The organism is Streptomyces sp. NPDC034111 (assembly GCF_055575375.1).
Genome location: NZ_JBVIST010000001.1, coordinates 1,121,474 through 1,147,322, shown reverse-complemented (window position 1 = coordinate 1,147,322; position 25,849 = coordinate 1,121,474). Strand labels below are relative to the sequence as shown.

Below are 25,849 nucleotides of genomic sequence, written 5' to 3'. Positions count from 1 at the left end.
GTCATCGTCACCGCTCTCCTCGGCCGCGCAGGGCCTGCACCGGGTCGCCGCGGCGCAGCGCGAGGCCCGCGACAACCAGCAGCGGAACCGCCGCGACCGCCGCCAGCATCAGGGCCACCTGTCCGGCCGGCAGTTCCACCAGCACCGGCGGCACCGGGCGGCCCGCCTTTCCGGTCAGCACGATCAGCGGCACCACCGCCCGCGTCAGCGCCGTCCCCAGCGCCGCTCCGACGCCCAGCGCCAGCGCGATCAGTACGCCCTGCTCGACGACGATCACGCGGGCCAGCTGGGAGCGCGGCGCTCCCAGGGCCCGCAACACGGCGAACTCCCGGGCCCGTTCACGGACCGAACCGGCGGCGCTGACCGCGAAGCCCACCGCCGCCAGCGCCACCGCGGCCACCGCGGCGGCGGCCAGCGCGCTCTGCGGGCCGAGGCCGAGCGGATCGTCGTGCAGCTCCCGGGCGATCTCGTCGCGGACCAGGACCTGGCCCGGATCGGTGTCGGGGCGGGCCCGCAGCGCGGCGACCACCTGCGCCGATGCTCCCGGGCGGGGACGCAGCCACCACTCGGTGGCGGTCAGCGGCGCGGCGCCACGGTCGGCCAGCGCCTCGTTGACGGCGCCGAAGTCGACCAGCAGACCGGTGGCCGGGGTGCCGTCCGCCGCGCCGGGCAACGCCCGTACCGCCCGGACGATCCGCACCTTCAACGGCTGCCCGCTGACCGGCACTTCGATGACCGAGCCGGCCCTCGAACCGCTGGCGCGCAGAAAGGCATCGGTGGCGACCGCGGCGAGCGGCGGCCGCTCCGGGTGCGCCGCGGTGATCCGCAACGCCGTCACCGCCGCGCTCCACGGGTTCAGCTCGGCGCCGGTGTCGTACGTCTGGGACAGCACACCGCCCCCGGGCACCTCGCTACGGCCCGCCCTGGGGCCGGACGCCTCGCCCACGGAACTGCTCTTGTCGGTGATCTGCGCCCGCCAGGAGAGGGAAGGCGGCAGCAGGGCCCTGGCACGGCCGTCCGCGCCGACCGCCTGTGCGGTGGAGACGGTCAGCCGCTGACGGTGCGGGACGGACGGCTGGTCCATGTCGGCGATGAGCCCGGTCAGCCGCAGCGGACCGGCCGGGCGGCCCGCCGGGGCACCGGCTGCGGCGGCGAGATCCACGTCCAGGGTGTGCGGCCGGCCGTCGGCGGCCACCGGGCCGAGCGGCAGGGTGTACGGAACGCCGAAGCCATCGGTGAGGAGGGCGGAGAGGGTCGCGGGCACCGGCCCGGTGTCCTGCGGATCCGCGTCCTGGCCGCTGGTGACCGTCGGCGGAACGGGCGCGGGCGGCAGCGTCTTCAGGGAGCGCAGGGTGGTGGTCAGCCGTAACCGAGCGGTCCCGGCGGGGAGTTCGAGGCCGCTCGGTGTGCCGCCCCGTGGCGCCACCGCACGCAGCACTCCGTCCGCCGCCGCGCCCGGTGCCGGGTCCGCACCGCCGCGCACCGGATCACCGCCCACCAGATCACCGCGCAGCAGCAGCGCCCCCACCGACCGCCGGGCGTCCAGGGCGAGCAGCGAGGAGCCCCGTCCGCCCGACAGCTCCAGGCCGGTCTGCCCGGCCGGCAGCGCGGCGGCCACCCCCGGCACCGCCGCATAGGCACCGCCCTGCCCGAACTGCGGTGTCCTGCCGGCCAGTACCCGGACCGGCACGCCCGCCCGGAAGTCCGCCTGGTCGTCCTGCGAGCGGTCCCAGGACGCGCGCTGGCCGATCGCCAGCATGCCCAGCGCGGTGGCCAGCACCAGCAGCAGGACGGTGTCCGCGCCGCGGAGGGGGCCTTGCCTCCTCGAACGGAGCGGAGAACTCGGAGAAGAGCGGCGGCTGAGCTGCCAGCCGGCCAGCGCCCCGGCCAGACCCCGGCCGCGTGCCGCGCCCCGCTCGGCGATCCGCGCGGCGAGCGGCAGCAGCCGCAGCGTCAGCACCGTACCGGCGAGCAGCGCCAGCGCCGGGGCGGCCACCAGCACCGGGTCGATACCGAGTTGGCCGGTGGCGTCGACGGTCAGCACCCCGGCACCGCCACTGCCGCCGCCCGTGCCGTCGTCCCCCGTCGTCTGTCGCTGGAGCTGCCAGTACGCGACACCGGCGATCACCAGCAGCCCCAGGTCAGCGCCGGCCCTGCCCCGCGCTCTCCACGACGTCCGAGCACCGGAGGCCCCCGGGGCACCGGGCAGCGCCCGCCGCCGCGGTGGCGCGTCCGTACCGGTCCGCAGCAGGGCGGGCGCGGCGAGGGCGAGGGCGCAGCCCAGGGCCACACCACCGCCGGTCAGCCAGGTCGCGGCCGTGAGCGGGGTGTCCAGCGGCAGTCCGGTACGGGCCGGTCCGCCGCTTCGGCCCATCAGCTGCCCCAGCGGGCCGGACAGCAGCGGCGCACCGACCGCGGCCGGGGCCGCGAGCAGCAGCGACTCCGCGAGCGCCGCCCCGGCGATCCGCCACCGGGACCCGCCCCGGGCGCGCAGCAGCGCCGTCTCGCCCGCCCGCTCCGTGCTCAGCGTCCGGGCGACCAGCAGCAGTGCGGAACCGGCGAGCAGCAGCAGCGGTAACGCGACGATCAGGATGGTCGAGCGGTTCACCAGCAGCGCCCGCCGCAACTCCCGCAGCGCATCGGGCAGATCGGTGGCGGCGGTGGCCTGGCCGGCGAACGCCGGGTCGGCCATCAGCGCTCTGGGGGCCGGGCCGGCCGCGGCGCTCAGGGCGTCCAGCCGGTCCGCGGTCAGCCCGCGGAAGTCGGCGGTGGCGAGCCAGCCGACCGAGTCCTGTACGAGGGGACCGGCGTGGAAGGCCGCCGGGTCGGTGAGCAGCGGTCCGTACGTGGTGAAGCCGAGGGTGCGCACCCCACGCCCGCCGAGATCGTCGAGCTTCCAGTACGGGTCGGCGCGGTCCTTGGGCCGGTAGACCCCGGTGATCTCGACGGTCAGGCGGGCGGGGCCGGACAGCCGGTTGTCGAGGGTGATCCGGCGGCCGGGCCCGGCCCCGAGCCGGGCGGCCGCGGCCTCCGGCAGGGCGACCGGCAGCGGCCCGTGCGCGACCGGCTCCGGCCAGCTGCCCCTGACGAGGGTGAGGCGGGAGCGGTCCATGGCCGCGAGGTGGGTGAGATCCGGCTCGCCCTTGCGCGCCTCAGGTGGCCGGAGCGTACGGGGCAGTGCGTACGGCCCGGAGCGGGTCAGGGTCCGCACCGCGAACGGCAGGCCGTCGAAGGCCCGTCGTGCCCCCTTGGTGACCGCACGGTCCGCGGACTCCCGTTTGTCCGCGGGTAATTGGGCCTTCACCTGGAGAGCCGCGGCGGCCGCGGTTGGGGTCTCCCCTGCTCGAACGGAGTTGAGAGCTTGGGGAACGGTCTCCAGCGCCTTGCGCAGCCCCGCGTCCCCGACCGCGTCCGAGAAGGCCGCCAGTGTGGCCGGGACGGTGGCGGTCAGCAGCACCGACAGCAGCGCGGCGGCCAGCAGCAGACGGTGCGCCCGCATCCGCAGGAAAACAAAGCCGGCCACGGTCCCCCCTGCCGCGCTCACGGCGCCGTACCCACAGCACCAAACAGATGAACGGATGCTGTCAGAGGACGGGGTGTCCGGTAAGCGGATTGCGGGGTGCCTTGACCGGATCGTGACGGGGCCGGGCCGTGCGCGCGCCCGTGGGCGGGCGGTGTGACGCGTTCCTCAGCCGGCCCTCAGTCGGCGGCGTTGATCATCGAGGCGGCCGCGTACGTGAGGTAGTTCCACAGCTGCGTCTCGTGTTCCTCGGACAGGCCGAGGGAGTCCACCGCGTCCCGCATGTGGCGCAGCCAGGCGTCGTGCGCCGCGCGGTCCACGGTGAACGGGGCGTGCCGCATCCGCAGCCGGGGGTGCCCGCGGCCGTCGCTGTATGTACGGGGGCCGCCCCAGTACTGCATGAGGAAGAGCGCGAGCCGCTCCTCGGCCGGGCCCAGATCCTCCTCCGGGTACATCGGCCGCAGCAGCGGGTCCTCGGCGACTCCCTGGTAGAAGCGGTGCACCAGGCGGCGGAAGGTCTCCTCGCCGCCGACCTGCTCGTAGAAGGTCTGCTCCTGAAGCGTGCCGCGTGGAATCTTGTTCACCCGTCCATGGTGGCAGATGCCCCGGGCTAGGACTCCGGTCGTAGGACGACCGTCCGCGGGGAGCGTGGGCGGGCGCCATGAACGGCGAGCGGGGCGTGACCGGTTGGTCACGCCCCGCATGTGCCTCATGGTCGTCCGGCGGGTCAGCCCCGGCGGATGGTCAGCGTCGTCCAGGCACCGACATGCACCCGGTCGCCCTCATGGAGCGGCACCGGCACATAGGGCTGGATCGGGTCCTCGGCGAGGTTGATCGTCGTGCCGTTGGTGGAGTTCTGGTCCACCACCGCCCAGCTGCCGTCCTGCTGCTGCACCAGCAGCGCGTGCTGGTGGGAGACGCCCGGGTCCTCCGGCGCGCTGCCCAGGTCGATGTCCGGGGACTCGCCGGTGCTGTTGCGGCGCCGGCCGATCGCGAGCTGGCCGTTGGCGAGCGGGAGCACCTGCTCGGGGGAGTACGAGGGCAGGTTGAGCCCCGCCGCCTCCGGGCCGCTGCGGCCCATCATCGCCATGAAGTACTCGCGGTCCGGCGCGACCGCGACCACCCAGCCGGCGCCGACGACCGGCTGCGGACCCTGCGGCGGCGCAGCGGGACCCTGACCGGGGCCGCCGTTCCACTGCTGGTCCGGTCCGGGCCCCTGCTGCGGCGGCATCTGCTGCTGTTCGTACGGCTGCTGTTGCTGCTGCTCGTACGGCGCCTGCTGCTCGTACGGCTGCGGCTGTTGCTGCTGCTCGTACGGTCCCGGCTGCTGCTGCGGCGGGAACGGCGCGGGCGGCTGCTGCTGCTCGTACGGCGCCTGCGGGCCGGGACCGGGCGGCGCGGGCGCCATCGGCGGCGCGGCCTGGGCGGCCGGGGGGCTCAGGGGCCAGTCGTCGGCCTGCTGCGGAGGCGGGCCGGGCTGGCTGGCCGGGCCGGGACCGGGCATTCCGGGCGGCGGGCCGGGCTGACCGGGGAAGCCGCCGGGACCGGGCTGGCCGGGGCCGCCCGGGGGCATACCCGGCATGCCCTGCTGCTGCATGCCCTGCTGCGGGGGCTGCGGCTGCTGGTGCTGCGGCGGCGGGAAGCCGTAACCGCCCTGCCCGCCCTGGGTGCCGGGGCCGGGCTGGCCGGGGCCCGGTGCGGGCGGCGGGAAGCCGTAGCCACCCTGGCCGCCCTGCGTACCGGGGCCGCCGGGGCCGGGCGCACCGGGCGGCGGGCCCGGCTGCTGGCCGGGCGCGGGGGCGTACGACGTCGGGGAGTTGGTGAGGAAGTTGTATTGGCACTCCGCACAGAACGGCGCCATCGCCTCGCGCGGCGTACCGCACTGCGGGCACAGCTCGCGCGGCGCGGACTGATCGGGGCCGGGGCCGGGCGGGGGCTGACCGGGGCCGGGCGCGGGCGGCGGGAAGCCGTAACCGCCCTGGCCGCCCTGCGTGCCGGGGCCGGGCTGGCCGGGGCCGGGGGGCGGCGGGAAGCCGTAGCCACCCTGGCCGCCCTGTGCACCGGGGTCGCCGGGGCCGGGTGCACCGGGCGGCGGGAAGCCATAGCCACCCTGGCCGCCCTGACTGCCCTGCATGTCAGGGGCACCCGGGCCGGGACCACCGGGACCGGGGAAGCCGGGGCCACCGGGCGGCGGACCGGCCTGCCCTGGCGGCGGACCGGCCTGTCCCGGCGGCGGGCCGGGCGCTCCGGTCGGCTGGCTGGGCGGGGTGTTCAGGAAACCGGCAGGCAAAGAGGGCGGCGGGGGGACAGCACCCGCCATCCGCTGGCCGCACACCTCGCACCAGTCTTCGGCCACCGACTGGTGGCCGCTCGGGCAGGTCGGCATGTCGGTTCTTCCCCCTCCGTACCGCGTCTTTCGGGCACTGCTCGGTACTGATTGTGTCGGTACTGATTGTGAATCTCTGTGGCTGTTTCTTTATGCGAACGATGCCGTCGAGCGCGTTTCGAGAGTCATCGCATCCGCCTCGGCGACCGTCGCCGTCAGTCGCACAGTACCGGTCGCCGTATCGACGACGTCCACCACCTTCGCAAGGAGTTTCGCAGCCTCCTCGCCGCCCGAGCCGTCAACGAGCCGTATCGCGCCACCCGATTTCGCCGTTGTGTCTGCTTTATGTCCCGACTTACGGCAATCGGGCCCCCGTTGGGTGACTTGCGACATCTGCGACCTGGTGAAATCGGCCACTCCTTCCGCCCCTTGGGGCGCCGTTCAGGCCGGCGTCGTCCCCACGGTCGGCGCGGGGAACGGAACCAGCGCCACCGTGACGTTGTCGTGCCCGCCGCCGTCCAGCGCGTGGGTGACCAGTGTCCGGGCGGCGTTCAGCGGCCGGCCAGGGGCGTCGTGCGGCAGCACCGCGGCCATCTGCTCGGCGGACTCGGCGTAGTTCCACAGCCCGTCCGTGCACACCACCACGACACCGGGGCCGTCCGGCTTGAACGTCGCGGTGTGCGGCTCGACCTCGTACGCATCGGCGCCGAGCCAGCCCGTGATGGCGTGCGCCCGCTCATCGGCGTTCGCCTCGGCCTCGGACATCAGGTTGTTGGCGATCATCTGGGCGGCCCAGGAGTCGTCCTCGGTGAGGCGGGCGGGCGGCGCCGTACGGTCGTCGGGGATCCAGTAGGCGCGGCTGTCACCGACCCAGCCGACGGTCAGCAGCCCACCGCCGACCACCGCGCCGACGAACGTACAGGCCGGGGCGTTCTGCTGACGGTGCTCGTCATGCACCAGTGTGGGGTCGGCGGCCAGCGCGTCCACCGCGGCGGAGGCCGCCATGACGGCGTCGTGCATGGCCTGCTGCGGGTGCGTACCGCGCGGCAGCGACTCCAGCAGTGCCTCGCCGGCGGCCTCCGACGCCGCCTGGGACGCCTCGTCCGGACGGGTCGCCGAGGAGACCCCGTCGCAGACCACCGCGACCACGACGGGGCTGCCGTCCGGCAGCGCGGCGGACCGCAGCGCGAAGAAGTCCTCGTTGCGGTGGTGGCGGTGGCCCCGGTCGCTGACCGCGGCGATGCCCGCCACCTCGCTCTCCATGTGGTCACGGGCCGGTGGCCCGTCCTGGCCTGCTGCCGCCTGCGGCACACCGGACTCCGCCTCGGCGGCCGCTCCGGCGACCGCCTCGTATCCGGCGACACGGGGGTCGACGGGCGGCGCATCGGACACCGTCGCGGGACGGGGCGGCGCCGCGGGGGAACCGTCCGGCAGCGGCGGCGCGCCCTCGTCGCCGTACGGGAGACGGGCGTTGGGGTCCGGAGGCGGCGGCGGGCCGGCGGCCCCGGCTGCGGCAGCCGGAACGGCAGGCGCGGCCGGTACGGCAGGCGCCATCGGTACGGCAGGTCCGGCCGGTACCGGCGGCACCGGCGGTCTGGGCGGCATCGGCGGCACCGTTGGAACGGCCGGTACCCCGTACCCCGGCGGCACCCCGTACGCCGACGGGACGGCCGGAGCCAGGAGTTCGGCGCCGCACCGGCCGCAGAACCTGTCCCCCGCAATGAGCGGTTCACCGCACCCCGCACAACGAGACGGCCCAGTCACACCCATGTCACACCCACGTCCTGGGGCGGAAGCGGTTGGCCCGTTCCACCAGTTCGATCCTTTTCTCGCCACGCTGTGCCAGCCGCGCCAGCAGGCGGTACGACCTCTCCAGGCCGAACCGCAGGCCGCGCTCGTCCAGCGGGGCACCGAGCAGCACCGGCCGCCCGTTCGCGGCCCGTTCGCCGTCCTCCCCGGCACCGTGGCTACCGGAGAGTACCCAGTCCAGGGCGCTGCCCAGTACTTCGGTGGTGAGCTGTTCCCGCCGCTCGGCGTCCAGACCGAAGGCCGCCAGACCCTCGACCTGTTCGGCGGCCGCCCGCAGATCCGCCAGCAGCGGATCGCCCGGAGGGCGCTGCCGCAGCCGGGCGCGGACCGCCGCGATCCGCGCCGCGGTGTAGTGGATGGACGCCTCCGGTACCGACTCCAGCGCCTCGACCGCGCCTCCGCGGTCGCCCGCCGCCAGCCGCACCCGGGCCAGCCCGAACGCGGCGCTGACATAGCCCCGGTCGGTCGCCCACACCAGGCGGTAGTACTCCACGGCGCAGTCCAACTGCCCCAGCAGCTCCGCGGCAAGGCCCAGCGCCAGCTTCGGCGCCGGCTCGCCGGGGAACGCGTCGTAGACCGCGTCGAAGGCCAGTGCGGCGCCCTCGTGGTCCCCGGTGGCCAGCGCCACCAGACCGCGGTGCCACACCACCCGCCAGTCGGCGTTCCACCCGCCGGAATCCCCGCTCGCCACCGCGGTGGCCCACGGCCCGCCGGACTCCGCCGCGATCGCCTCCAGCACCGCCTGCGCCGCCGTACCGTCGCCCGCCTCCAGATGGGAGCGCAGCTCCCGCAGCCGGACCTCCAGGGAGTCGACGGGCGCCGAGCGCAGGGCGCCCAGCAGTTCGGCCGGGGCGGCGGTCAGCAGCCCGGCGAGCAGCCCGGCGTTGGGATCGGCCGGGTCGGTCCGCGGCACCGGGAGCGCGAGGGCGGCCCCGGCGACGTCCAGGGGGCGGAGCACCGGACCGCCGGGCTCCGCACCGGCAGGCAGGGCCGGCGCCGCTCCCCGCGCGCCCAGCAGCGAACTGTCGCCCTCCTGCGGGGCGAACACCTCGGTGTCCACCGCGCGCAGTTCGGGCCCGAACAGGGTGGACAGCGCCGGCCGCGGCTCGCCCGACTGGAGCGCCACCACCTCCCGCAGCACACCCGTCAGCTGATCGGCCATCTCCTCCGCTGAGCCGAACCGGCGCGCCCGGTCGGGGTCCGTGGCGCGCACCAGCAGCCGGTAGAAGGACTCGTAGCGGCGGAACACCTCGATGTTGTCCGGATCGGGCAGCGAGTCGGCGAAGACGTTCGTATAGCCCTGGAAGTCGAAGGTGAGCACGGCGAGCGTGCGCGCGACGGTGTACAGGTCCGAGGCGACCGAGGGGCCCAGCCCGGCGATCTCGGGCGCCTGATAGCCGATCGTGCCGTAGATCGGGCTGTCGTGGTCGTCCATCCTGCGCACCGCGCCCATGTCGATCAGCTTGAGCTGGTCGTGCTGCTGGATGGCGTTGTCGACCTTGAAGTCGCAGTACAGGAAGCCTCGGCTGTGCAGATGGCCGAGCGCCTCCAGCGCCTCGATGCCGTACGCACAGGCCTGCTCGACCGGCAGCGGATCGCGCCGTCCCTGGGGTGTACGCCGGTCGTTGGCGAGGTCCTTGAGGGACTTGCCGCCGACGTACTCCATGACGATGTAGCCGTCGAGGCTGCCCGTTCCGCGGTCGAGGTGCTGCACGAAGTTGTAGATCCGCACGATGTTGGCGTGCTCGATCTCGGCGAGGAAGCGCCGCTCGGACATCGCCACCGCCAGCGCCTCCTCGTCACCGGTGTCCAGCAGCCCCTTGAGGACCACCCACCGGTCGGAGACCGCACGGTCGATCGCCAGATAGATCCAGCCGAGCCCGCCGTGCGCCAGACAGCCCACGACCTCGTACTGGCCGTGCACCATCTCACCGGGCCGCAACTTGGGTACGAAGCTGTACGGATGGCCGCACTTGGTGCAGAAGCCCTCCGTGCGGCCCACCCGGTCACCGCGGGAGCGGCCCACCGGCGCGCCGCAGTCCGCCCGGCTACAGAACCGCTTGCGCTCGGGCACCTCCGGATGTTCCAGCACCGCCGTACGCGGATCGGGCCGCGGTACCTGGGGCACCGTCACCAGGCCCGCGCCCAGCCGGCCGCGCGACGATCCGGAGGGCGGGCCGTTGCCCGCGCTGCTGCGCACCGACACCGCCGCCATGCCGCGCGTCGACCCGCTGTCCGAGAGGGAGCGCGACAGCCGCCCGGACACCGAGCGCCGGGACGACGCGGAGCGCGGGGAGGTGGCCGTGGAGCCGGAACCGGGGCCGGGGGAGGGCACCGTCAGCAGCGCTCCGGCCGCCTCACGGCCCGATACCGGGCCCGTGAGGGCCCGGCCCGTCAGGCCCGTGGGCGGTGAGGACAGCAGGCCGTCCGGTGAGACCACCGGCGCCAGACCGCACAGATCGCAGTACAGTTCGCCGCCGCCGGCATCCTCGTAACTGCCCGCGCAGTCCCGCCGCTGGCAGCGCTCGTCGGCCCGCTCGCCGGCCTGCTCCGTCATGACTCCCCCCTTCCCTCCAGCTGTTGCGGAACCAATGACTCCGCTGCGGTCTGCTGGTAGCGCCACACCGCGTGCTCGGCCGCCCGGAGATCGCACGGCGCGCTCCACAGCATCCGGCGGGCCACGTCGTACCGCTCCGTCAGCAGCGGATCCTCCGCCAGACCGTGCCGCGCCACCTTCGCCCGGTAGGCGTCCAGCCGGCCGCGCAGCTCGGCGCGCACCGCGAGCGGCGCGGTGACCGCCGTCAACGACTCGCGGGCGCGGTGGAGTTCGTCCTCGGCCCGCTCCTCCAGGCTGTCCAGCAGCGGCGAGAGCCGGTGCCACTGCGCCCTTCTGCGGTACTCCGCGGCCGCCGCCAGCTGCTCGTGCAGCGCCGCCGACGGGCCGCTCACGGCCGGCACCTCGGACGCGGCGATCTTCGCCAGGACCTCGCCGCGCGCCTGCCGCGCCTCGGCCAGCGTCCGGTCGGCCCGCGAGAGCACATCGCGCAGCGCCATCAGCCGCCGCTCCGCGTCCTGCCGGACGTCCAGCACCGCAGCCACCTCCCGCCGGATGTCCTCCAGCGCCCGCGCCGCACGGTCGTAGCGCGCGGTGTCCGGACGGCCGCCGCCCGGCGCCGAACTCCCCGTCGACGACGACACCCAGAACGCGAGCGGATCGGAGATCACCTGGGCGCGCAGCCGCAACAGCTCCTCCGTGATCCGCTCCAGGTCGTCGCCCGCAGGATGTTCGCCGGGGCGCACCCCCACCGAATGCGCCAGCGAACGCGTGCGCTGCAACTCCGCGGAGAGCAGGTCTATACGGGCGGGCAGCGCCGACCAGACCGCATCGGCGGCGACGATCACATCCAGCGACCGCGCGTACAGCCCGTTGATCCGCTCGACGAGGTCCTCCAGGCTGTACCGCTCACCCGGCCCGGCCGGACCACTCTCCGGGCCGCCGGCCACCGCGGCCGCACCGGGGACCGCCACCCCGTCGCCGTGCAGCAGCTCCGTCAGCTCCGCCAGATCCTCCGGCGACGGCCAGCGCCGCCGGGCCCGTACCTCGCGCGCCGCCTCCAGCGTCGCCGTATAGGTGTCGAACAGCGACCACAGGACCGTGATGGACCGTTCCGTGGCGGCCCAGCGCTCCTTGGTGGTGCCCGTCAGGGCGGCGCCCTCCAGCAGCCGGCGCCCCGCGTGGTCCTGAAGCGCGAGCAGTGAGGTCTCGATCGCCTCGTACTCGGCGCCGAGCCGCGCCAGGGCGCGGTCGACCTCCTCCCGGCCCAGTACCGGGGCATCGGGCCTCCCCGGAGAATCGGGGAAGGGTCCAGGGACCCCCATCGATCACCTCTCCAATACGCGTACGGTGCACGGCGATTGCTGTGACCGGGTGGCTGCTGTGGTTCCGGCTCCTTCCGTTTCCTTTCTCCTCCATAGTGAACGGCATCGGGCCGCTCCATGCGGCGATCAGTCACCTACACCGCTCCTTGGGGCGGTTTGTCCCCGGTACGGCCCTCCTGGGACGGTCAGTCGCTGTACTCCGGCGACGGCGGCCCCGATATCCCCGGCATGTCCGCCTTCAGCCAGCCGCGGTACGCCCGCATCCAGGGGCTGTCGGCGCCACCGCCCCGGTAGTCGTCCAGGACCTTGTTGACCCGCCGCACCAGATCCGTGTCGTTCCTGTTCATCGCCACGCCGTACGACTCGTCGGTGAACGGCTTGCCCTTCAGCTCCACCGTCGGATCCTGCGCCGCCTGCGCCGCGGCCAGCGCATTGTCGGTGACCACCGCATCCGCCTGGCCCAGCTGGAGCCGTACCAGACAGTCGAGTTGGCTGGGGACCGTCAGCACCTTCGCACCGTGCGGCTGCGCCGCCAGCTCCGACTCACCCGTCGAACCCGCTGCCGTGCACACCCGTTTGCCGCGCAGCGAACCGTCGAACGCCTTGACCGAGGATGTCTTCGGGGCCAGGACCTGCTGCCCCGCCTGGAAGTACGAGGTCGAGAACGCCACCTGCTGTTTGCGCGCGCAGTTGATCGTCATCGTGCGCACCACCATGTCGACCCTGCGCTTCTGGAGCGCCGGTATCCGCTGGTTGGTGGGCACCGCCTTGAAGACGACCTTGGCGTCCGGCCCCAGGATGTCATCGGCGATCGCCCGTGCCAGATCGATGTCGAAGCCCTCCAGCTTGCCGGTGGCCGGATCGCGGTACCCCCACCGGTAGGTGTTCTGGTCGACGCCGACGACCAGTTGGCCCTTCTCCTTGATACGCGCCACCGCCGGGCCGTCGGCGGACGACGGACGCAGGCTCTCCGCGGCGTTCTGCGCCGTGCACTCCGCCTCGGCCGGCGCCGCTTCGGGCCCGTACGCCCGGTGCGTCGCCGCCGGCGACGAGGCACCACCACGGGACGGCCCCGCGTGTCCGTGCGCGCTGCCCAGTGCCGGCACCAGTATTGCCGCGGCCGCCGCCATCACCCCCATCCCGGCGGCGAGCGGAGCCAGGACGGCACGCAGATCCCGCAGCCCTCGCGCCCGCATCTTCATCTCCCCTTCACCCGGCCCCTCACCGGTACTCCGCCAGCCTGCGGCCGATCCCCAGGACCGCGCCCACCGCCCCCAGCGCCGCCAGCACCCCGGCACCGACCGGCAGCCCGTCCAGCGCTCCGCGCCCGCCGTCCGCCGCCGACCGGAACTCCTCCTGCTCATGCACCAGCGCCTTCTGGAGCCCCGCCGCCACCTGATCGAAGGATGCGCCGGTGGAACCGTCCGCACCGATCACCTTCGCCAACGCCCGGTCATAGTCGCCCTTTTCGTCCGCGGCCCGCGCCTGGGCGTGTCGCGCCTGCCACTGCCGTACGTGCGCCAGCGCATCGCGCACCGGGCCGCGCCCCGCCTCGTCGTCCGCCAGCGCCAGCGCCGCGCCCAGCCTGCTCCGCGCCGCCGCCGGACCATGATCGCCCGGTCCCGCCAGATCCGTCATCCCGGTACGGAATCCGGCCTCGTAGAAATCCTGCTGATTCTCCGTGAGCACCGCACCGCGCGCCACCAGCGTCAGATTCTCGTCCCCGCGTGCCTGTAGCGCATCGATCCGCGCCTCATTGAGCACCCGCAACGAGCGGACACCGTGCTCATACGAAGCGGTCAGTCCCGCGCGCGCCACCGCATGCCCCGCCACCAGCCACAGCAACACCGCCACGGAGGCGGCCGTCGCGGCCAGCAGCCCCCTGTTGAACACCCGGTTCGTCCGCCGGTAGTGGCGGCGCTGCGCCCAGCCCAGCGCACCGAGCGCCACCAGCCCGGCCGCCATCGCGAACCACGGCCATGCCTTGGCTTCCTCGTAGTCCGCCGTCAGACGGGCCGTCTCCGCGTCGTACAACGCCCGGGCGGCCGGGAGGAGTTCCCGGCGCATCTGGTCGTTCGCATACCGCAGGTACGCCCCGCCCAGCGGCAGCCCCTGCCGGTTGTTCGCGCGCGCGGTCTCCACCAGGCCGGTATAGCGCGGCAGCTGACGGTTGAGCCGGGCGATCTGCGCACCCGTGCCGTCCGAGCCCCGGCTGCTCTGCGACGCCTTGGTCAGTAGCTCCGCCGCCGTGGCGATATCGCGGTCATAGCGGTCGCGGGTCGCCTTGCTGCCCTCGACGCCCGTCAGGAACCCTCCGGCAGCCGTGGTGTCGGCATCCGCCAGCGAACGGTAGATGCTCGCCGCGTCCGCCGTCGCGGGCTGACTGCGCTCCACCACGTCGTCCGCGGCCGCCGCCCGGTCCTCGATCTGCCAGGCCGAGACCGCGCCGAACACCACTACCAGCAGCGCGAGCACGGCGCCGATCACCCGCAGCCGGCCCGGCTCGGTCGTCGCCGCGGCACGCAGCTCGTCCAGCCCCTCGGCCCAGGCGGGCCGGCGCCCCGAGGCGGACGGCGCCACGCTGCTGGTCGACACGGCCGACACAGAACCTCCCCCTGGTCGCTGACTGCGGGTCCGACCCCACGTCCGGCGCCCGGGAGCGCTCACGACAAGGACCGGTGCATGGCCAGCAGTATGTCCGCCGCCACTGACAAGCACACCGCTATTCCCCCGATCTTGTTCGGATCGCGATCCGCGACGGGGTGGTGGTGGCAGGGGCGGGGGCCGGCCCGGGCCAGGCCGTGGCGCGGTCTGTGGCGCGGCCTGTGGTCTGTGTCCTTGGCGTGTGTCCGTGGCGCGATCCTGGCGGGGAGCCCGCCGCGTCGCCCCGGCCGGGCATTACAGTGACGGCAGAGTCATCAGACATCTGGTGACGGGGCCGTCGAAGGGAGCGTGATCTCGTGCAATCGGTCCGCAAGGGCAGGGTGTCGCTCGTGGAGACCGCGACCGACGAGATCCGCGCCCAGATCGTCAACGGCACCTGGCCGGTGGGCAGCCGTATCCCGCCGGAGAACGCGCTCTCCGAAAGCCTCGGCGTCAGCCGCGCCTCGGTACGCGAGGCCGTCCGCTCCCTCGTCCACTCCGGACTCCTCGAACCGCGGCAGGGCGACGGCACCTTTGTGATCTCCGACGACGACAGTGCGGCCGCCCTCCGCCGCCGCCTCGAACGCGCCGAACTCAGCCATGTCACCCAGGTCCGCCAGGGCCTCGACGTGGTCGCCGCCCGGCAGGCCGCCAAGCACCGCACGGACGCCCAGCTCGCCGGGATCGAGGCCTCGCTGGCCCGCCGCAAGGCCGCCCTCGCCGCTCATGACGCCGATGCCTTCACCGCCGCCGACGCCGAGTTCCACGTGCTGGTCGCCGAGGCCGGCGACAACCCCGTCCTCGCCGATATCTACCGTTCCCTCAGCTCCGCCCTGCGCGCCGAACTCCGCCGCGCCGCCTGCCTGGACACCGCCACCGCGGCCGCGACCGATCCGCATGCCCGCCTCACCGACGCCATCCGCGACCAGGACCCGCAGGCCGCCGTGGACGCCGCGGTGCTCCTCCTCGCCGGTCACGTGCGCGATCTCGCCCTGCCCCTCGACGACTGACCGCGTCATCGCCGACGCCTCCGGCACCTCCGACGCCTGCGGCACCGCGCACTCCGTCCGTCATCGCCTGACCCCCTCGCCGTCGCGGGTTTTCCCCCTTCCACCGCCCCACAGCGCATTCCGCGCCCTGCACGCCCCCTGGTTCGCCTCCGCGCGCCGCTGCCGACCTCACCCTTTCTGGCTACGCTGAGTGACGAAGGTTGAACTCGACACAGCGATCGGCGCGGTTCCGTCTGCGCCCGAAGAAAGGAGACACCGCCATGCAGCCCCACCACACATCCCTCGCCCCGCCCGTCCCCCTCATCCACGAAGCGGATCCCGCCCCCTCCCACACGCCTCCGGCCAGCGGATTTCTGACGATCGGAGGCACCACGTACGTCAACCCCGTCGGCAGCTACCCCATCGACCACCGCATCGACGGCTCCGCCACCCTCATCATCAACGACACCGACCAGCCCCTCACCATCGTCACAGAACGCGACCACGACCATCCCCCGGCTGCGCCTCCGACCCATGCCCCTCCGTCGGCCCAGGCCCCTCCACCGCCCCAGGCCCTTCCGCTGCCCCTCGTTCTCGCCCCCGGAGAACGCACCGAGACCCTGACCGGAAACTGCGTCCGGGTCGGTCATCCCAGGCCCCTCTGAGCTGTGCATAGGCCTCCGGCTGTGCGCCCGCGCGGTCCAGGGCGTCCAGGGCCGCGCCCAGTACCGGTGGGGCGGTCACCACGTGGGGGACGGCCTTGGGGGCGGTTTCGGCGAGGAGACGGAGGACGTGGTCGTGGAGAAGGGGGTGGCGGGCGGCCAGCACGCTGCCGCCGAGTACCACGGGGGTGGGTTCGGTGAGGAGACCGAGGCGTTCCAGGGCGACGGTGGCCATCCGGGCGACCTCCTCGGCCTGGCGGGCGACGATGGCGCGGGCGACCGGATCGCCGGACGCCGCGACGGCGAAGAGAAGGGGGGTGAGTTCGTGGCGGCGGTGGCCGGGGATGCGCTTCAGATGGAGCGCCTCGATCAGTTGCTGCATGGTGGTCAGGCCGAAGTGGGCGGGGAGCGCGCGGGCCAGCTCCGTCGGGTCGCCGCGGCCGTCCTCGGCGCGGGCCGCGGACCACAGTGCCTCTTCGGCGAGGAAGAAACCGCCGCCCCAGTCGCCGGAGACCCGGCCGAGGGAGGGGAAGCGGGCGAGGGCGCCGTCGTGCCCCAGGCCGGCGCAGTTGATGCCGGCCCCGCACACCACGGCGACGCCTACCGGTTCCCCGTCGTCCGGTAGCCCGGCCCGCAGCAGGGCGAAGGTGTCGTTGCGGACGGAGACCGTGTGCGCCCAGCCGCGGGCGGCGATCTCGGTGGTGAGGACGGTCTCCTCGACGGGGAGGTCTGCGTTGGCGAGGTAGGCGGAGAGATGGCCGACGGGGCCGCCGCCGGCCGGCCCGGCCTGGGCAAGGGCGGATTCCACCAAGGGTGCCAGGACGTCGACGGCGCGGGCGGCGCCGACGACCGGGGGCCGGAAGCCCCCGCCGCGTGCCGTCCCGAGCAGCCGGCCGTCCGTGGTCACCAGCGCCACATCGGTCTTGCTGTTGCCCGCGTCGATGGCGAGCGCCGTGCCGGTCAGGCCCACGTGAGGTGCTCCCGGTTGTGCGCGATCAGCTCGTCGGCGAGCCGGTCCGCGTAGTCGATCTGTCCGATGAGGGGGTGGGAGAGCAGCGCGGAGAAGACCCGGTCCCGCCCGCCTTTCAGCGCCGCCTCCAGGGCCAGGTGTTCATAGGCGGTGACGTTGGCGATCAGCCCGGCGTAGAGGGGTTCGAGAGGGCGTACGGGCAGGGGAGTTGGGCCGGAGGCGCCCACGGTGGCGGGGACCTCGATCACCGCGTCGTCGGGGAGGAAGGGGAGGGTGCCGTTGTTGCGGGTGTCGACGATCTGGGTGTCGCCGGTGTCGCCCAGCAGGGAGGAGGTGAGGGCCACGGCCGCCTCGGAGTAGAAGGCGCCGCCGCGCCGGGAGAGGAGCTCCGGCTTCTCGTCGAGGGCGGGGTCGGCGTACAGGGTGAGGAGCTGCTGCTCAATGGCGGCGACCTCGGCCGCACGGGAGGGCTTGCTGCGCAACTCCCGTACGACGGCGTCGTGTTGGTAGTAGTAGCGCAGGTAGTAGGAGGGGACGGTTCCGAGATGGTCGAGGAGGGGGCGGGGCAGATGCAGATCGGCGGCGATGGCCTCGCCGTGTTCGGCGAGGAGCCAGGGGAGGACGTCCTCGCCGGCGATGCGTACGGACCGCTCCCAGGTGAGGTGGTTGAGGCCTACGTGCTCCAGCTCGATCCGCTCCGGGGGGACGCCCAGCAGCTTGGCGAACTTCCGCTGGAAGCCGATCGCGACGTTGCACAGACCGACGGCCTTGTGGCCATGGGTGAGCAGCGCACGGGTGACGATGCCGACGGGGTTGGTGAAGTCGACGATCCAGGCGCCGGGGTTGCGGCGGCGCACCCGCTCGGCGATGTCCAGCACGACGGGGACGGTGCGCAGCGCCTTGGCCAGCCCGCCGGCGCCGGTGGTCTCCTGGCCGACGCAGCCGCACTCCAGCGGCCAGGTCTCGTCCTGGTTGCGGGCGCTCTGGCCGCCGATGCGCAGCTGGAGCAGTACGGCGTCGGCGCCGTCGATCCCGGTATCGAGGTCGTCGGTCCAGGAGATCCGGCCCGGGTGACCCTGCTTGGCGAAGATCCGCCGGGCCAGGCCGCCCACCCTCTCCAGCCGGTCCATGGCCGGGTCGATCAGGACCAGTTCCTCCAGCGGCAGGACGTCACGCAGCCGGGCGAAACCGTCGATCAGTTCGGGGGTGTAGGTCGAGCCGCCGCCGACCACGGCGAGTTTGGTGCGGGGGTGCGGGGAGTGTCCTTCGGAAGACGGCAGCATGGTCGATCAGCCCTTTACTCCGGTGAGGGTGACGCCTTCGACGAAGGCCTTCTGTGCGAAGCAGAAAACGATGATGACCCGTGTCATGACCAGCAGCGTCGCCGTGACATGGGGGACCACTTTCACCGTGATGTTGCGGTGCTTCTTCTCGAAGCGGGCGATGCCCTCGTTGAGGGCCTTCGTTTCCCCCGGGGTCGACCAGCCGTGCCAGAAGGTGAGCGTGACCGGTTGGGTCGGGTCGTCGCGGTCGCTGCCGACGCCCGGATTGACGCACCCCGAAGCGAGCAGCCCGGTACCAGCCGTTGCCACGCACATCCGGAGGAACCTTTGCGACATCGGCATGGCGGTTCCTTACGGCCGGGGGGTGGGGAAGCGAACGCGTGGGGCGGCGCCCCGGTGCTTCAGCCCGTCGTGTCGAACACCGCGGTGCGCGCCTCCGTGAGCGCCGTGCGCAGTGCGCCGATAAGGATCGGATTGCCGTCGATATCGCTGAGCCGCAAGACGGGCCGGGGCAGTGCGAGCCCGGTGAATTCCGCCTCGACCAGGGCACGTAGCGCCTCCCCGCCGGCCTGCGGGACCTCGCCGGAGAGCACCACCAGCCGCGGGTCGACGACCGCGACCACGGCTGCCAGCCCGGTCGCCAGTCGCCGGGCGACCTCCTCCCGTACCCCCGCCCGGGCCAGCGCCTCTCCGACCGTACGGACGTCCGTGGCCCCGTACTCCCGGGCCAGTCCGATCACGCTCGGCGAGCCGACCAGCCGCTGGAAGCCACCGCCGGCGTCCGGCTGTGCGGCGCTGCGCTCACCGCCCCGTGCGAGGGGAGCGCCGGGCAGCGGCATATAGCCGATCTCGCCCGCACCGCCGGTGGCCCCGCGCAGCAGCTGCCCGCCGAGGACGATCGCCGCCCCGACCCCCTCGTCGGCCCACACCAGCACGAAGTCGTCGAAGTCCTGGGCGGCACCGTCGTGCTGTTCGGCGACCGCCGCCAGATTCACATCGTTCTCGATGGTGATCGGGGTGCCCAGCACCTCGGCCAGCTCCTCCTTCAGCGCCCGCGAGTGCCAGCCCGGCAGATGCGGCGCATAGCGCAGCCGGCCGGTCTGCGGGTCCAGCGCGCCGGGCGTGCCGATCACCGTGCCGTGCAGCTGCGTCCGCTTCAGCCCGGCCTTGGCCAGGGCCCCGTCGACGGCCGTGGCGACCAGCCGCGCCGTCCGGTGGGGCACGTCCTCGTCCACGGCGTCGGTGCCGACCCGCTCCTCGCCGAGTACCTGCCCGGTGATGTCGGCGACCGCGGCGGTGATGCCCAGCTGATCGACCGCCAGCGCCGCGACACGCGCCGCCCTCGGGTTGATCTCGTACAGCTGCGCATTGGGCCCGGGCCGCCCGGTCACGTTCCCGGTGGTCCGCACCAGCCCGGCGGCCTCCAGCCGGGCCAGCAGCTGCGAGGCGGTCGGCTTCGACAGCCCGGTCAGCTCCCCGATCTGGGTACGGGTCAACGGCCCCTGCGATACGAGCAGATCGAGCGCGGCCCGGTCATTCATGGCCCGCAACACCCGTGGCGTCCCAGGTGTGCCCTGTGCGCCCCGTCCACCGGCCATGCCTGTCACCCCGTCCACACACCGGCAGCCGCATCGACCACCAGCATCTGTTAAGAAACTTTCCAATCGATGAAAAGGAAGGTAGGCGGCGGGTCAGCGCGACGTCAATGGGTGGGGTGGGGTGAGTTGTGGGGGAACGACAGGGCGGATGCGACGTGTGTCGCATCCGCCCGTGGTGTGCTTGAAGGGGTACCCGCTGTGCCCGTGAGCCGATGTGCCCCGTGGGCCAACGGCCTTTGGTCCGCCGCTACTTCCCCATCTTTGGCGGTGCCGCCAGCGGATCGGTCGCCTGGGACTGGGGGGAGGTCGGGTTGCTGAGCGCCGAGGGGGCGGCGACCGCGGCGGTGGGGTCGGCGGCGGGCGAGTCTTCCTCTTCCTCGGGGACGGGGCGCGGGGCGAGGTGGACACCGGCGGCGTCCAGCGCGCGCTTGATGCGCCAGCGCAGTTCGCGTTCCACGCCGGGTGCCTTGCCGGGCATGGTCTTGGCCGAGACGCTGATGGTGACCGTGTCGAGGTGCACCTCGCTCAGGCCGAGGACCTCCACCGGCTCCCACAGCTGCTCGTTCCAGGGCTCGGCCTTGGACATCTCCTCGCCGGCGCCGGTGATGAGGTCGCGGGCCCGCACCAGGTCCTGGTCGGCGGCGATCATGACGTCGACGGAGGCCGTGGACCAGCCCTGGCTGAGGTTGCCGATCCGCTTGACCTCGCCGTTGCGTATGTACCAGATCGCGCCGTTGGGGCCGCGGAGCTTGGTGACCCGCAGGCCGACCTCGATGACCGTACCGGAGGCCACACCCGCGTCGATCTCGTCGCCGACGCCGTACTGGTCCTCAAGAATCATGAAGACGCCGGAGAGGAAGTCCGTGACGAGGTTGCGGGCGCCGAAGCCGATCGCGACACCGGCCACACCGGCGCTCGCCAGCAGCGGTGCCAGGTTTATCTGGAGGACGGAGAGCACCGTCAGCGCGGCCGTGCCCATGATCACGAACGAGGCGACGCTGCGCAGCACCGAGCCGATGGCCTCGGAGCGCTGGCGGCGGCGCTCGGCGTTGACCAGCAGACCGCCCAGCGCGGTGCCCTGGGCGGCGGCCGCGGTGCGGTTCATCCGCTCGATGAACTTGGTGATCGTGCGGCGAATCACATGCCGCAGTACCACCGCGATCACGATGATCAGCAGGATTTGCAGGCCGGACGTGAGCCACGTCCCCCAGTTCTCCTGCACCCAGCCGGCGGCGTTGGTGGCCTTCTCCGTGGCCTCGTCGAGCGAGGTCGGGCCGGTGGAGCCGGGTGTGGCGGCGCTCAGGGGCGCGGCAGCGACCGGCGAAGAGGACCAGAACACAGTCGAACCTTCCGTGTGGGACACCAGGCCCGGAGCGGAGTGGGACCCCTGGGGACCGGGCTGACCATCCACACTAACGGGGCAACGAGGGCGGTCCGCGCCCATGTTCGAACCGAGAGTTCCCGGGACGGCCGGAATGAGCCGTATCTGGAGGGAGGTGCGGGGGTGTGGTGGAAAACACCTCCGGCCCGTTACTCGGTCATGGTGGCGCTCCGACCAGGCACCGGGGGACACTGTGGGGAGATCGTCCCGGCGCGAGCCACGCGCCGCCGGCGTACAAGGAGGCACCCGTGCCGCATGTCCTGGTCCTCAACGCGTCGTACGAGCCGCTCGGCGTCGTACCGCTCCGCCGCGCGCTCATCCTCGTACTCAATGAGAAGGCTGTCAGCCTTGAGGAGTCCGGCGCCCTGATGCACAGCGCGACCCGTGTGATCCCCGCTCCGAGTGTGGTCCGCTTGAAGCGGTTTGTGCGGGTGCCCTTTCGTGGCCCCGTGCCCCTGACCCGCCGGGCGCTGTTCGCCCGTGACGGCGGGCGCTGTATGTACTGCGGTGGCGTCGCAACCAGCGTCGACCACGTCATCCCGCGCAGCCGTGGAGGGCAGCACACCTGGGAGAACGTCGTCGCCGCCTGTCGGCGCTGCAACCACGTCAAGGCAGACCGCCATGTCGCCGAGATCGGCTGGCGGCTGCGTCATCAGCCCGCCCCGCCGTCCGGACTGGCGTGGCGGATCATCGGTACGGGCCATCGCGATCCGCGCTGGCTGCCGTACTTGCAGCCGTACGGCGCGGATGACGCCTTGGCCCGGATCGATGCCGTATCGGCGTAGACGGTCCGGGCTTTTCGGTGCGCCGGGGCTCCGACGCACCGCCGGGTCCTGCCGCACGGCAGGGCTGGTGTGCGGTGCGCCCGGGATCGCGGGCCATGCCGCCGGGCCCTCACTGTCGTGGTGCCGCGCCCCCAGGGCGCTCCGTCACGAGGGCGAGGGTCCGGCGGGATGACGGCCGGCGGCGCTCAGCCTGCCGGGCTGCTCATCCGCGGTCTCCGGGGGCGCCGTGGTCTCCGGGGGCTCTCTTTTCTCCGGGGGCTCCGCGGTCTCCGGGAGCTTCGTGGTCCTCGACCGCGTACGCCTCGACCGACCACAGTGAATAACCGAACCTGGTCGCCCGCTTGTCGCCCTGAATGCGGACGAACCGGGCATCCTTTGCGTCCATCCTGACCGATTCCCGGCCGCCCTTGCCGTCCTGCACGGTGGCGGCCGTGCGCCAGCTGCGGCCGTCCGGGGAGACCTGGATGCGGTAGCGGGCGGCGTAGGCGTCCTGCCAGGTCAGTACGAGCCGGCCGAGGCGGGTCGGATGGGCCAGGGCGAACTGGAGCCAGGCGCCGTCCTCGGCGGGGGAGGACCAGCGGGTCTTCGGGTTGCCGTCGGTGGCCGCGGAGGCCGGGAAGTCGGGGGTCTCGTCCCCGGAGGAGGTGGCGACGGTGCCGCGCGCCAGATCTTTGCCGCCGGCGCGGGGATAGGCGCGTACGGTCAGCGTGCGCACCTCGCCGCCGAAGGACACCGGGATCTCGTAGGTGCCGGAGGGGGTGCCCTCGGGCACATCGACCGTGATACGGACCGTGGCGGTGCCGCCACGCGGGGCGGTGACCTCCTTGGGCGCGTGCACGGTGAAGCCCTTGGGTGCCTTGACCGTCAGCTTCTCGCGGACGTCGCCGGGGCGGCGGGAGAAGATCCGGGCGTCGACCGTCGCACTGCCGCCGGTCTGGGCGTACGCCTCCGAGCGGGAGAGTTCGAGACCGGCCGGCGGGGTGTCGGCGAACCACGGCGTCAGGGCGTGCACGGACGGGGCGTCCACGCCATGAGCCCAGGTCAGACGGGCCGCGTCGGCACGCAGCCGGGGCGTTGTGGCCTCCGTCCAGCCGGTCGGGGAGAGCCGGTCGAGACGGCGCCAGCCTTCGCCGGGGACATGCACCTCCAGCGAGACCGCACCCGCGGACGGGCCCGGGTCGGTCAGCGCGGTGACCGCGGCCAGCGGGCGGGTGCGCTCGAAGGGCACCGTGAGGGACGTCGGGGCGGCGCTCTCGGTGGGGCGCGGCGCGGTGCCGCGGGCGCCCGTCCAGGCATCGGCCTCGGTCATCGCCCGCTCCAGGAACGGCGCCAGGACCCCCTTGCCGACCGTCGCCGGGCTCCGCCCGATCTCCTTGCGCAGCCGCTGCACCGCACGCTGGGCCGACCAGGCACCGTCCCCGTCGTCCTGGGCCTGTGCCGTGAGCGTGTCGACGGCCTGCATGCCGGCGCTGCCGTAGCGGGCCAACTGCTCGGCCCAGGGCCGTATTTCGGCGGCCAGATCGGAGTTGAGGTCCTTCGGGGCGGCGCTCATGGTGCGGAAGGCGGCGCGCAGCGCCCGGGCGGCCTCGGCGAAGTCCTCGTCCTTGCCCGGGTGACCGCTGTTGACCGCCGCCTCGCGGGTCTGCCAGAACCGCTCGATGAGCGGCTGGAGATAGCCGGACTCCCTGCGGCTGAGCAGCGAGGAGGAGGCGTTGCCGGCCAGCGCGCGGAGCGCGGCGCGGGCCCGGGCGTCGCCGCCCGCCAGATCGTCGACGGCCGCCGCCCAGGACTCCGCCGGCCGGTAGTCGCGCGGATTCCACGCGTAGTCGGCGGCGGTGAACAGCGGGATACGGGACGCCAGCGGCTGCTCCATGGCGTTGGCGAGCAGCGCCGCCGAACCGGTGGCGACGGCCGGCTCCCGGCCGCGGTAGGGGCCGAGGAAGATCCGGTCCTGGGCGTAGTCGTTGACCGGGTAGTTGTCCATGGTGACCAGCGGGTGGCCGAACACCTGGCGGGCGGTGGACAGTTCCGTGCCGGTGATGGTCCGCGGCACCACGCCGACCCCGGTCCAGGCCACCTCGACCCGGTCACCGAGCGCCTCGGAGAGGGCGCCGCGGTATGCCGTCGAGCCCTCCTGGTAGTACTCGGTGGGCATCAGCGACAGAGGCGCGGCGTCCGGGTACCGCTCCCGCAGGTGCTCGGCGAGCGCATTGGCGACCCGGGCCTGCGCCTTGGCGGCGGCCCGGGGGCCGGTACCGAACGCGTCCTCGTCCTCGCCGCAGTGCCATTCGTCGTAGCTGACGTCCTGGAACTGGAGCTGGAAGGAGCGCACGCCCAGCGCCCACATCGCGTCCACCTTGCGCCGCAGCGCCCGCAGGTCCTCCTCGGAGGAGAAGCACATCGCCTGTCCCGGGGACAGCGCCCAGCCGAGGGTGACGTGGTTGGCGCGGGCCCGCTCGGCCAGCGCCCGGAAGTCGGCACGCTGCTCCGCCGGATACGGGTCGCGCCACCGGGCCTGGCGGTACGGGTCGTCGCCGGGCGCGTACAGATAGCGGTTCTGCTTGGTGCGGCCCATGAAGTCCAGCTGGGCCAGCCGCTGGGCCCGGCTCCACGGCTGCCCGAAGAAGCCCTCGGTGGTGCCGCGCACCGCGGTGCCGGGCCAGTCCCGTACGACCACCGACGCCAGCTGCCGTCCGCCGCCCTCGTGGTCCGCGCCGTCGGTGACCAGCTGTCGCAGTGTCTGGGCTGCGTGGAAGAGGCCGTCCGGGCCGACTCCGGCCAGGGCGACGGTGTCGCGGCCGTCGACCTGGCCCACGGCCAGCCGGTAGCCGCCGGCGGGCAGATCATCGCGAGCCGGTGCCCGCAGCGCCCGCAGGGCGTCCTCGGCCTGCTCGCCGCCGACCAGGATCACCGGCCCGGAGGCGGGCAGCCGGTCGCCCGGGGCCGGCTCACGGACCGTGCGCACCCCGGCGTCGCGCAGCAGCCCGCGCAGCACATCCAGGGCGTAGGGATCGGTGCCGGGCGCGGCCACCAGGGCCGCTTCCTCGCCCAGCGGTACGGCGCTGCCGAGCTGCTGGAGCGTCTGGGGGCGCGGCCAGACGGCGGGCACCTGGCCCGCATCGGCCGGCCGGTCGGGCCGGTCCGGCTGGTCGGGGCTGCCGAGGCCCGGGTCCGCGGGCGCCGCCTGGGCGCTGGGCACACCGCCCAGCAGTCCCGAGATGACCGCGGCGGCCAGCGCGGTGGTACCCGCCACCCGCGCACGGGTGCCCGCACCGCTTCCCCGGCCGCTCCTACCGATTCTTCCGACGCCCCACACGCCCCGGCCTCGCACGGCTGCTCCTCGTCCCCGTCCCGCTGCTCACCGGCTTGCGCCGGCACCCCGTTTTTCCCCGGTACTCCCGCCGATGCCTGTTCGGGCAGACCTTCGCCGTGAGCCCACCATTGTGGCGGTGGGGGTGTCAACCGGGCGATACCGGGGGTCCCGGACGGACGGGTACGAGAGGGATCCGGCCGTTGCCGGGGCGGGGTCGGAAGGCGTCTCGGGTCCGCAGAAATTCCGCTGTGAGGTCCGTCCCGGCCGTGTTCTGTGCGCCCAGTGGTGTCCGGTACCGGGAAATCGCCTGCGTACGGCATAATGTGACGTGGGTCACGTTTCGTGAGCAGATGCGTCTGCGAACGTGTCCAGTGGGTAGGGCCCACGTGTCCCATTACCGATGAACGGGAGGCCTTCGTGGCCGCATCCGCTCAACTGCTCCTCGACGCCCTGTCTTCCAAACCGGGAGGTGCGACGGTGGAGTCCGATCTCTACGACGGCGTGTCCGACCCCGATTCCGGCCTGGACGGCTCCGGATCCTTCAGTTTCGCCGAGCCGCCCCTGACCAGCGAGCCCCCGCTCGCCGACGCCGCGCCACTGACCAGCGAGGTCCCGATCGCCGCCGAGCTGCCGCTGACCAGCGAGCCGACGGCCGCCGGCCACGGTACGGAGTCCATGGAGGTCTGAGGAC

At 73.6% G+C, this 25,849-nt stretch carries 16 protein-coding genes and 2 pseudogenes; 3 read left to right on the top strand and 15 right to left on the bottom strand.

Features of this window, described 5'->3' with window-relative positions:
- Positions 1 to 7: 7 nt before the first annotated feature.
- The 9 genes and pseudogenes from ACZ55A_RS05060 to ACZ55A_RS05020 all read right to left on the bottom strand — a co-directional run bounded on the left by ACZ55A_RS05060 (position 8) and on the right by ACZ55A_RS05020 (position 14,129).
- Positions 8 to 3,523 (bottom strand): FtsX-like permease family protein, encoded by a 3,516-nt coding sequence (locus ACZ55A_RS05060; protein WP_468833731.1) that lies wholly within the window; start codon positions 3,521 to 3,523, stop codon positions 8 to 10.
- 176 nt (positions 3,524 to 3,699) lie between these two features.
- Positions 3,700 to 4,104: a globin gene (locus tag ACZ55A_RS05055; RefSeq protein WP_393486794.1), complete on the bottom strand. Its 405-nt coding sequence runs from the start codon at positions 4,102 to 4,104 to the stop codon at positions 3,700 to 3,702.
- Positions 4,105 to 4,247: 143 nt separating this feature from the next.
- Positions 4,248 to 5,906, bottom strand: a complete 1,659-nt coding sequence (locus ACZ55A_RS05050) for an FHA domain-containing protein (protein ID WP_468833723.1) — start codon at positions 5,904 to 5,906, stop codon at positions 4,248 to 4,250.
- An 85-nt stretch (positions 5,907 to 5,991) separates the two neighbouring features.
- A pseudogene (locus ACZ55A_RS05045) lies at positions 5,992 to 6,263 on the bottom strand (hypothetical protein); the annotation flags it as partial.
- A gap of 24 nt (positions 6,264 to 6,287) precedes the next feature.
- Positions 6,288 to 7,616, bottom strand: coding sequence for a protein phosphatase 2C domain-containing protein (locus ACZ55A_RS05040; RefSeq protein WP_468833718.1), 1,329 nt, complete (start codon positions 7,614 to 7,616; stop codon positions 6,288 to 6,290).
- Between the two features lies 1 nt (position 7,617).
- A complete protein-coding gene (locus ACZ55A_RS05035; RefSeq protein ID WP_468833713.1) occupies positions 7,618 to 10,212 on the bottom strand; it encodes a serine/threonine-protein kinase in 2,595 nt (864 codons plus the stop codon).
- Positions 10,209 to 11,534 (bottom strand): hypothetical protein, encoded by a 1,326-nt coding sequence (locus tag ACZ55A_RS05030; protein WP_468833706.1) that lies wholly within the window; start codon positions 11,532 to 11,534, stop codon positions 10,209 to 10,211. The genes ACZ55A_RS05035 and ACZ55A_RS05030 overlap by 4 nt, the downstream gene beginning before the upstream one ends.
- 185 nt (positions 11,535 to 11,719) lie before the next feature.
- Positions 11,720 to 12,730, bottom strand: coding sequence for a glutamate ABC transporter substrate-binding protein (locus ACZ55A_RS05025; RefSeq protein WP_468834679.1), 1,011 nt, complete (start codon positions 12,728 to 12,730; stop codon positions 11,720 to 11,722).
- A 25-nt stretch (positions 12,731 to 12,755) separates the two neighbouring features.
- Positions 12,756 to 14,129, bottom strand: coding sequence for a hypothetical protein (locus ACZ55A_RS05020; protein ID WP_468833698.1), 1,374 nt, complete (start codon positions 14,127 to 14,129; stop codon positions 12,756 to 12,758).
- Positions 14,130 to 14,527: 398 nt separating this feature from the next.
- Here ACZ55A_RS05020 and ACZ55A_RS05015 point away from each other — a divergent pair, with 398 nt between their 5' ends.
- Positions 14,528 to 15,187, top strand: a complete 660-nt coding sequence (locus ACZ55A_RS05015; RefSeq protein WP_468833691.1) for a FadR/GntR family transcriptional regulator — start codon at positions 14,528 to 14,530, stop codon at positions 15,185 to 15,187.
- Positions 15,188 to 15,817: 630 nt separating this feature from the next.
- Here the strand turns inward: ACZ55A_RS05015 and ACZ55A_RS05010 are convergent.
- The 5 genes and pseudogenes from ACZ55A_RS05010 to ACZ55A_RS04990 all read right to left on the bottom strand — a co-directional run.
- Positions 15,818 to 16,798: pseudogene (locus ACZ55A_RS05010) on the bottom strand (N-acetylglucosamine kinase); the annotation flags it as partial.
- Positions 16,789 to 18,081, bottom strand: a complete 1,293-nt coding sequence (locus ACZ55A_RS05005) for a 6-phospho-beta-glucosidase (protein ID WP_468833687.1) — start codon at positions 18,079 to 18,081, stop codon at positions 16,789 to 16,791. The pseudogene ACZ55A_RS05010 and the gene ACZ55A_RS05005, both read right to left, overlap by 10 nt.
- A gap of 6 nt (positions 18,082 to 18,087) precedes the next feature.
- The gene (locus ACZ55A_RS05000) at positions 18,088 to 18,423 is read right to left on the bottom strand and encodes a hypothetical protein (protein WP_468833679.1); all 336 of its coding nucleotides are present in this window, start codon (positions 18,421 to 18,423) and stop codon (positions 18,088 to 18,090) included.
- Between the two features lie 59 nt (positions 18,424 to 18,482).
- Positions 18,483 to 19,622 (bottom strand): ROK family transcriptional regulator, encoded by a 1,140-nt coding sequence (locus tag ACZ55A_RS04995; protein ID WP_468833674.1) that lies wholly within the window; start codon positions 19,620 to 19,622, stop codon positions 18,483 to 18,485.
- 304 nt (positions 19,623 to 19,926) lie between these two features.
- Positions 19,927 to 21,018, bottom strand: a complete 1,092-nt coding sequence (locus tag ACZ55A_RS04990) for a mechanosensitive ion channel family protein (protein ID WP_468833668.1) — start codon at positions 21,016 to 21,018, stop codon at positions 19,927 to 19,929.
- 290 nt (positions 21,019 to 21,308) lie between these two features.
- Here ACZ55A_RS04990 and ACZ55A_RS04985 point away from each other — a divergent pair, with 290 nt between their 5' ends.
- Complete coding sequence (locus tag ACZ55A_RS04985) at positions 21,309 to 21,845, top strand: HNH endonuclease (RefSeq protein ID WP_018088296.1); 537 nt, start codon at positions 21,309 to 21,311, stop codon at positions 21,843 to 21,845.
- Between the two features lie 202 nt (positions 21,846 to 22,047).
- Here ACZ55A_RS04985 and ACZ55A_RS04980 read toward each other — a convergent pair whose 3' ends face one another.
- A complete protein-coding gene (locus ACZ55A_RS04980) occupies positions 22,048 to 25,098 on the bottom strand; it encodes a beta-N-acetylglucosaminidase domain-containing protein (protein ID WP_468833657.1) in 3,051 nt (1,016 codons plus the stop codon).
- 477 nt (positions 25,099 to 25,575) lie between these two features.
- Here ACZ55A_RS04980 and ACZ55A_RS04975 point away from each other — a divergent pair, with 477 nt between their 5' ends.
- A complete protein-coding gene (locus ACZ55A_RS04975; RefSeq protein WP_468833649.1) occupies positions 25,576 to 25,845 on the top strand; it encodes a hypothetical protein in 270 nt (89 codons plus the stop codon).
- Positions 25,846 to 25,849 lie beyond the last annotated feature (4 nt).

Coding starts and splice junctions, on each gene's coding strand:
- ACZ55A_RS05025 (WP_468834679.1), bottom strand. CDS start 12,730: ATGCGGGCGCGAGGGCTGCGGGATCTGCGTGCCGTCCTGGCTCCGCTC.
- ACZ55A_RS05035 (WP_468833713.1), bottom strand. CDS start 10,212: ATGACGGAGCAGGCCGGCGAGCGGGCCGACGAGCGCTGCCAGCGGCGG.
- ACZ55A_RS05005 (WP_468833687.1), bottom strand. CDS start 18,081: ATGCTGCCGTCTTCCGAAGGACACTCCCCGCACCCCCGCACCAAACTC.
- ACZ55A_RS05050 (WP_468833723.1), bottom strand. CDS start 5,906: ATGCCGACCTGCCCGAGCGGCCACCAGTCGGTGGCCGAAGACTGGTGC.
- ACZ55A_RS04995 (WP_468833674.1), bottom strand. CDS start 19,622: ATGAATGACCGGGCCGCGCTCGATCTGCTCGTATCGCAGGGGCCGTTG.
- ACZ55A_RS05040 (WP_468833718.1), bottom strand. CDS start 7,616: ATGGGTGTGACTGGGCCGTCTCGTTGTGCGGGGTGCGGTGAACCGCTC.
- ACZ55A_RS05030 (WP_468833706.1), bottom strand. CDS start 11,534: ATGGGGGTCCCTGGACCCTTCCCCGATTCTCCGGGGAGGCCCGATGCC.
- ACZ55A_RS05000 (WP_468833679.1), bottom strand. CDS start 18,423: ATGCCGATGTCGCAAAGGTTCCTCCGGATGTGCGTGGCAACGGCTGGT.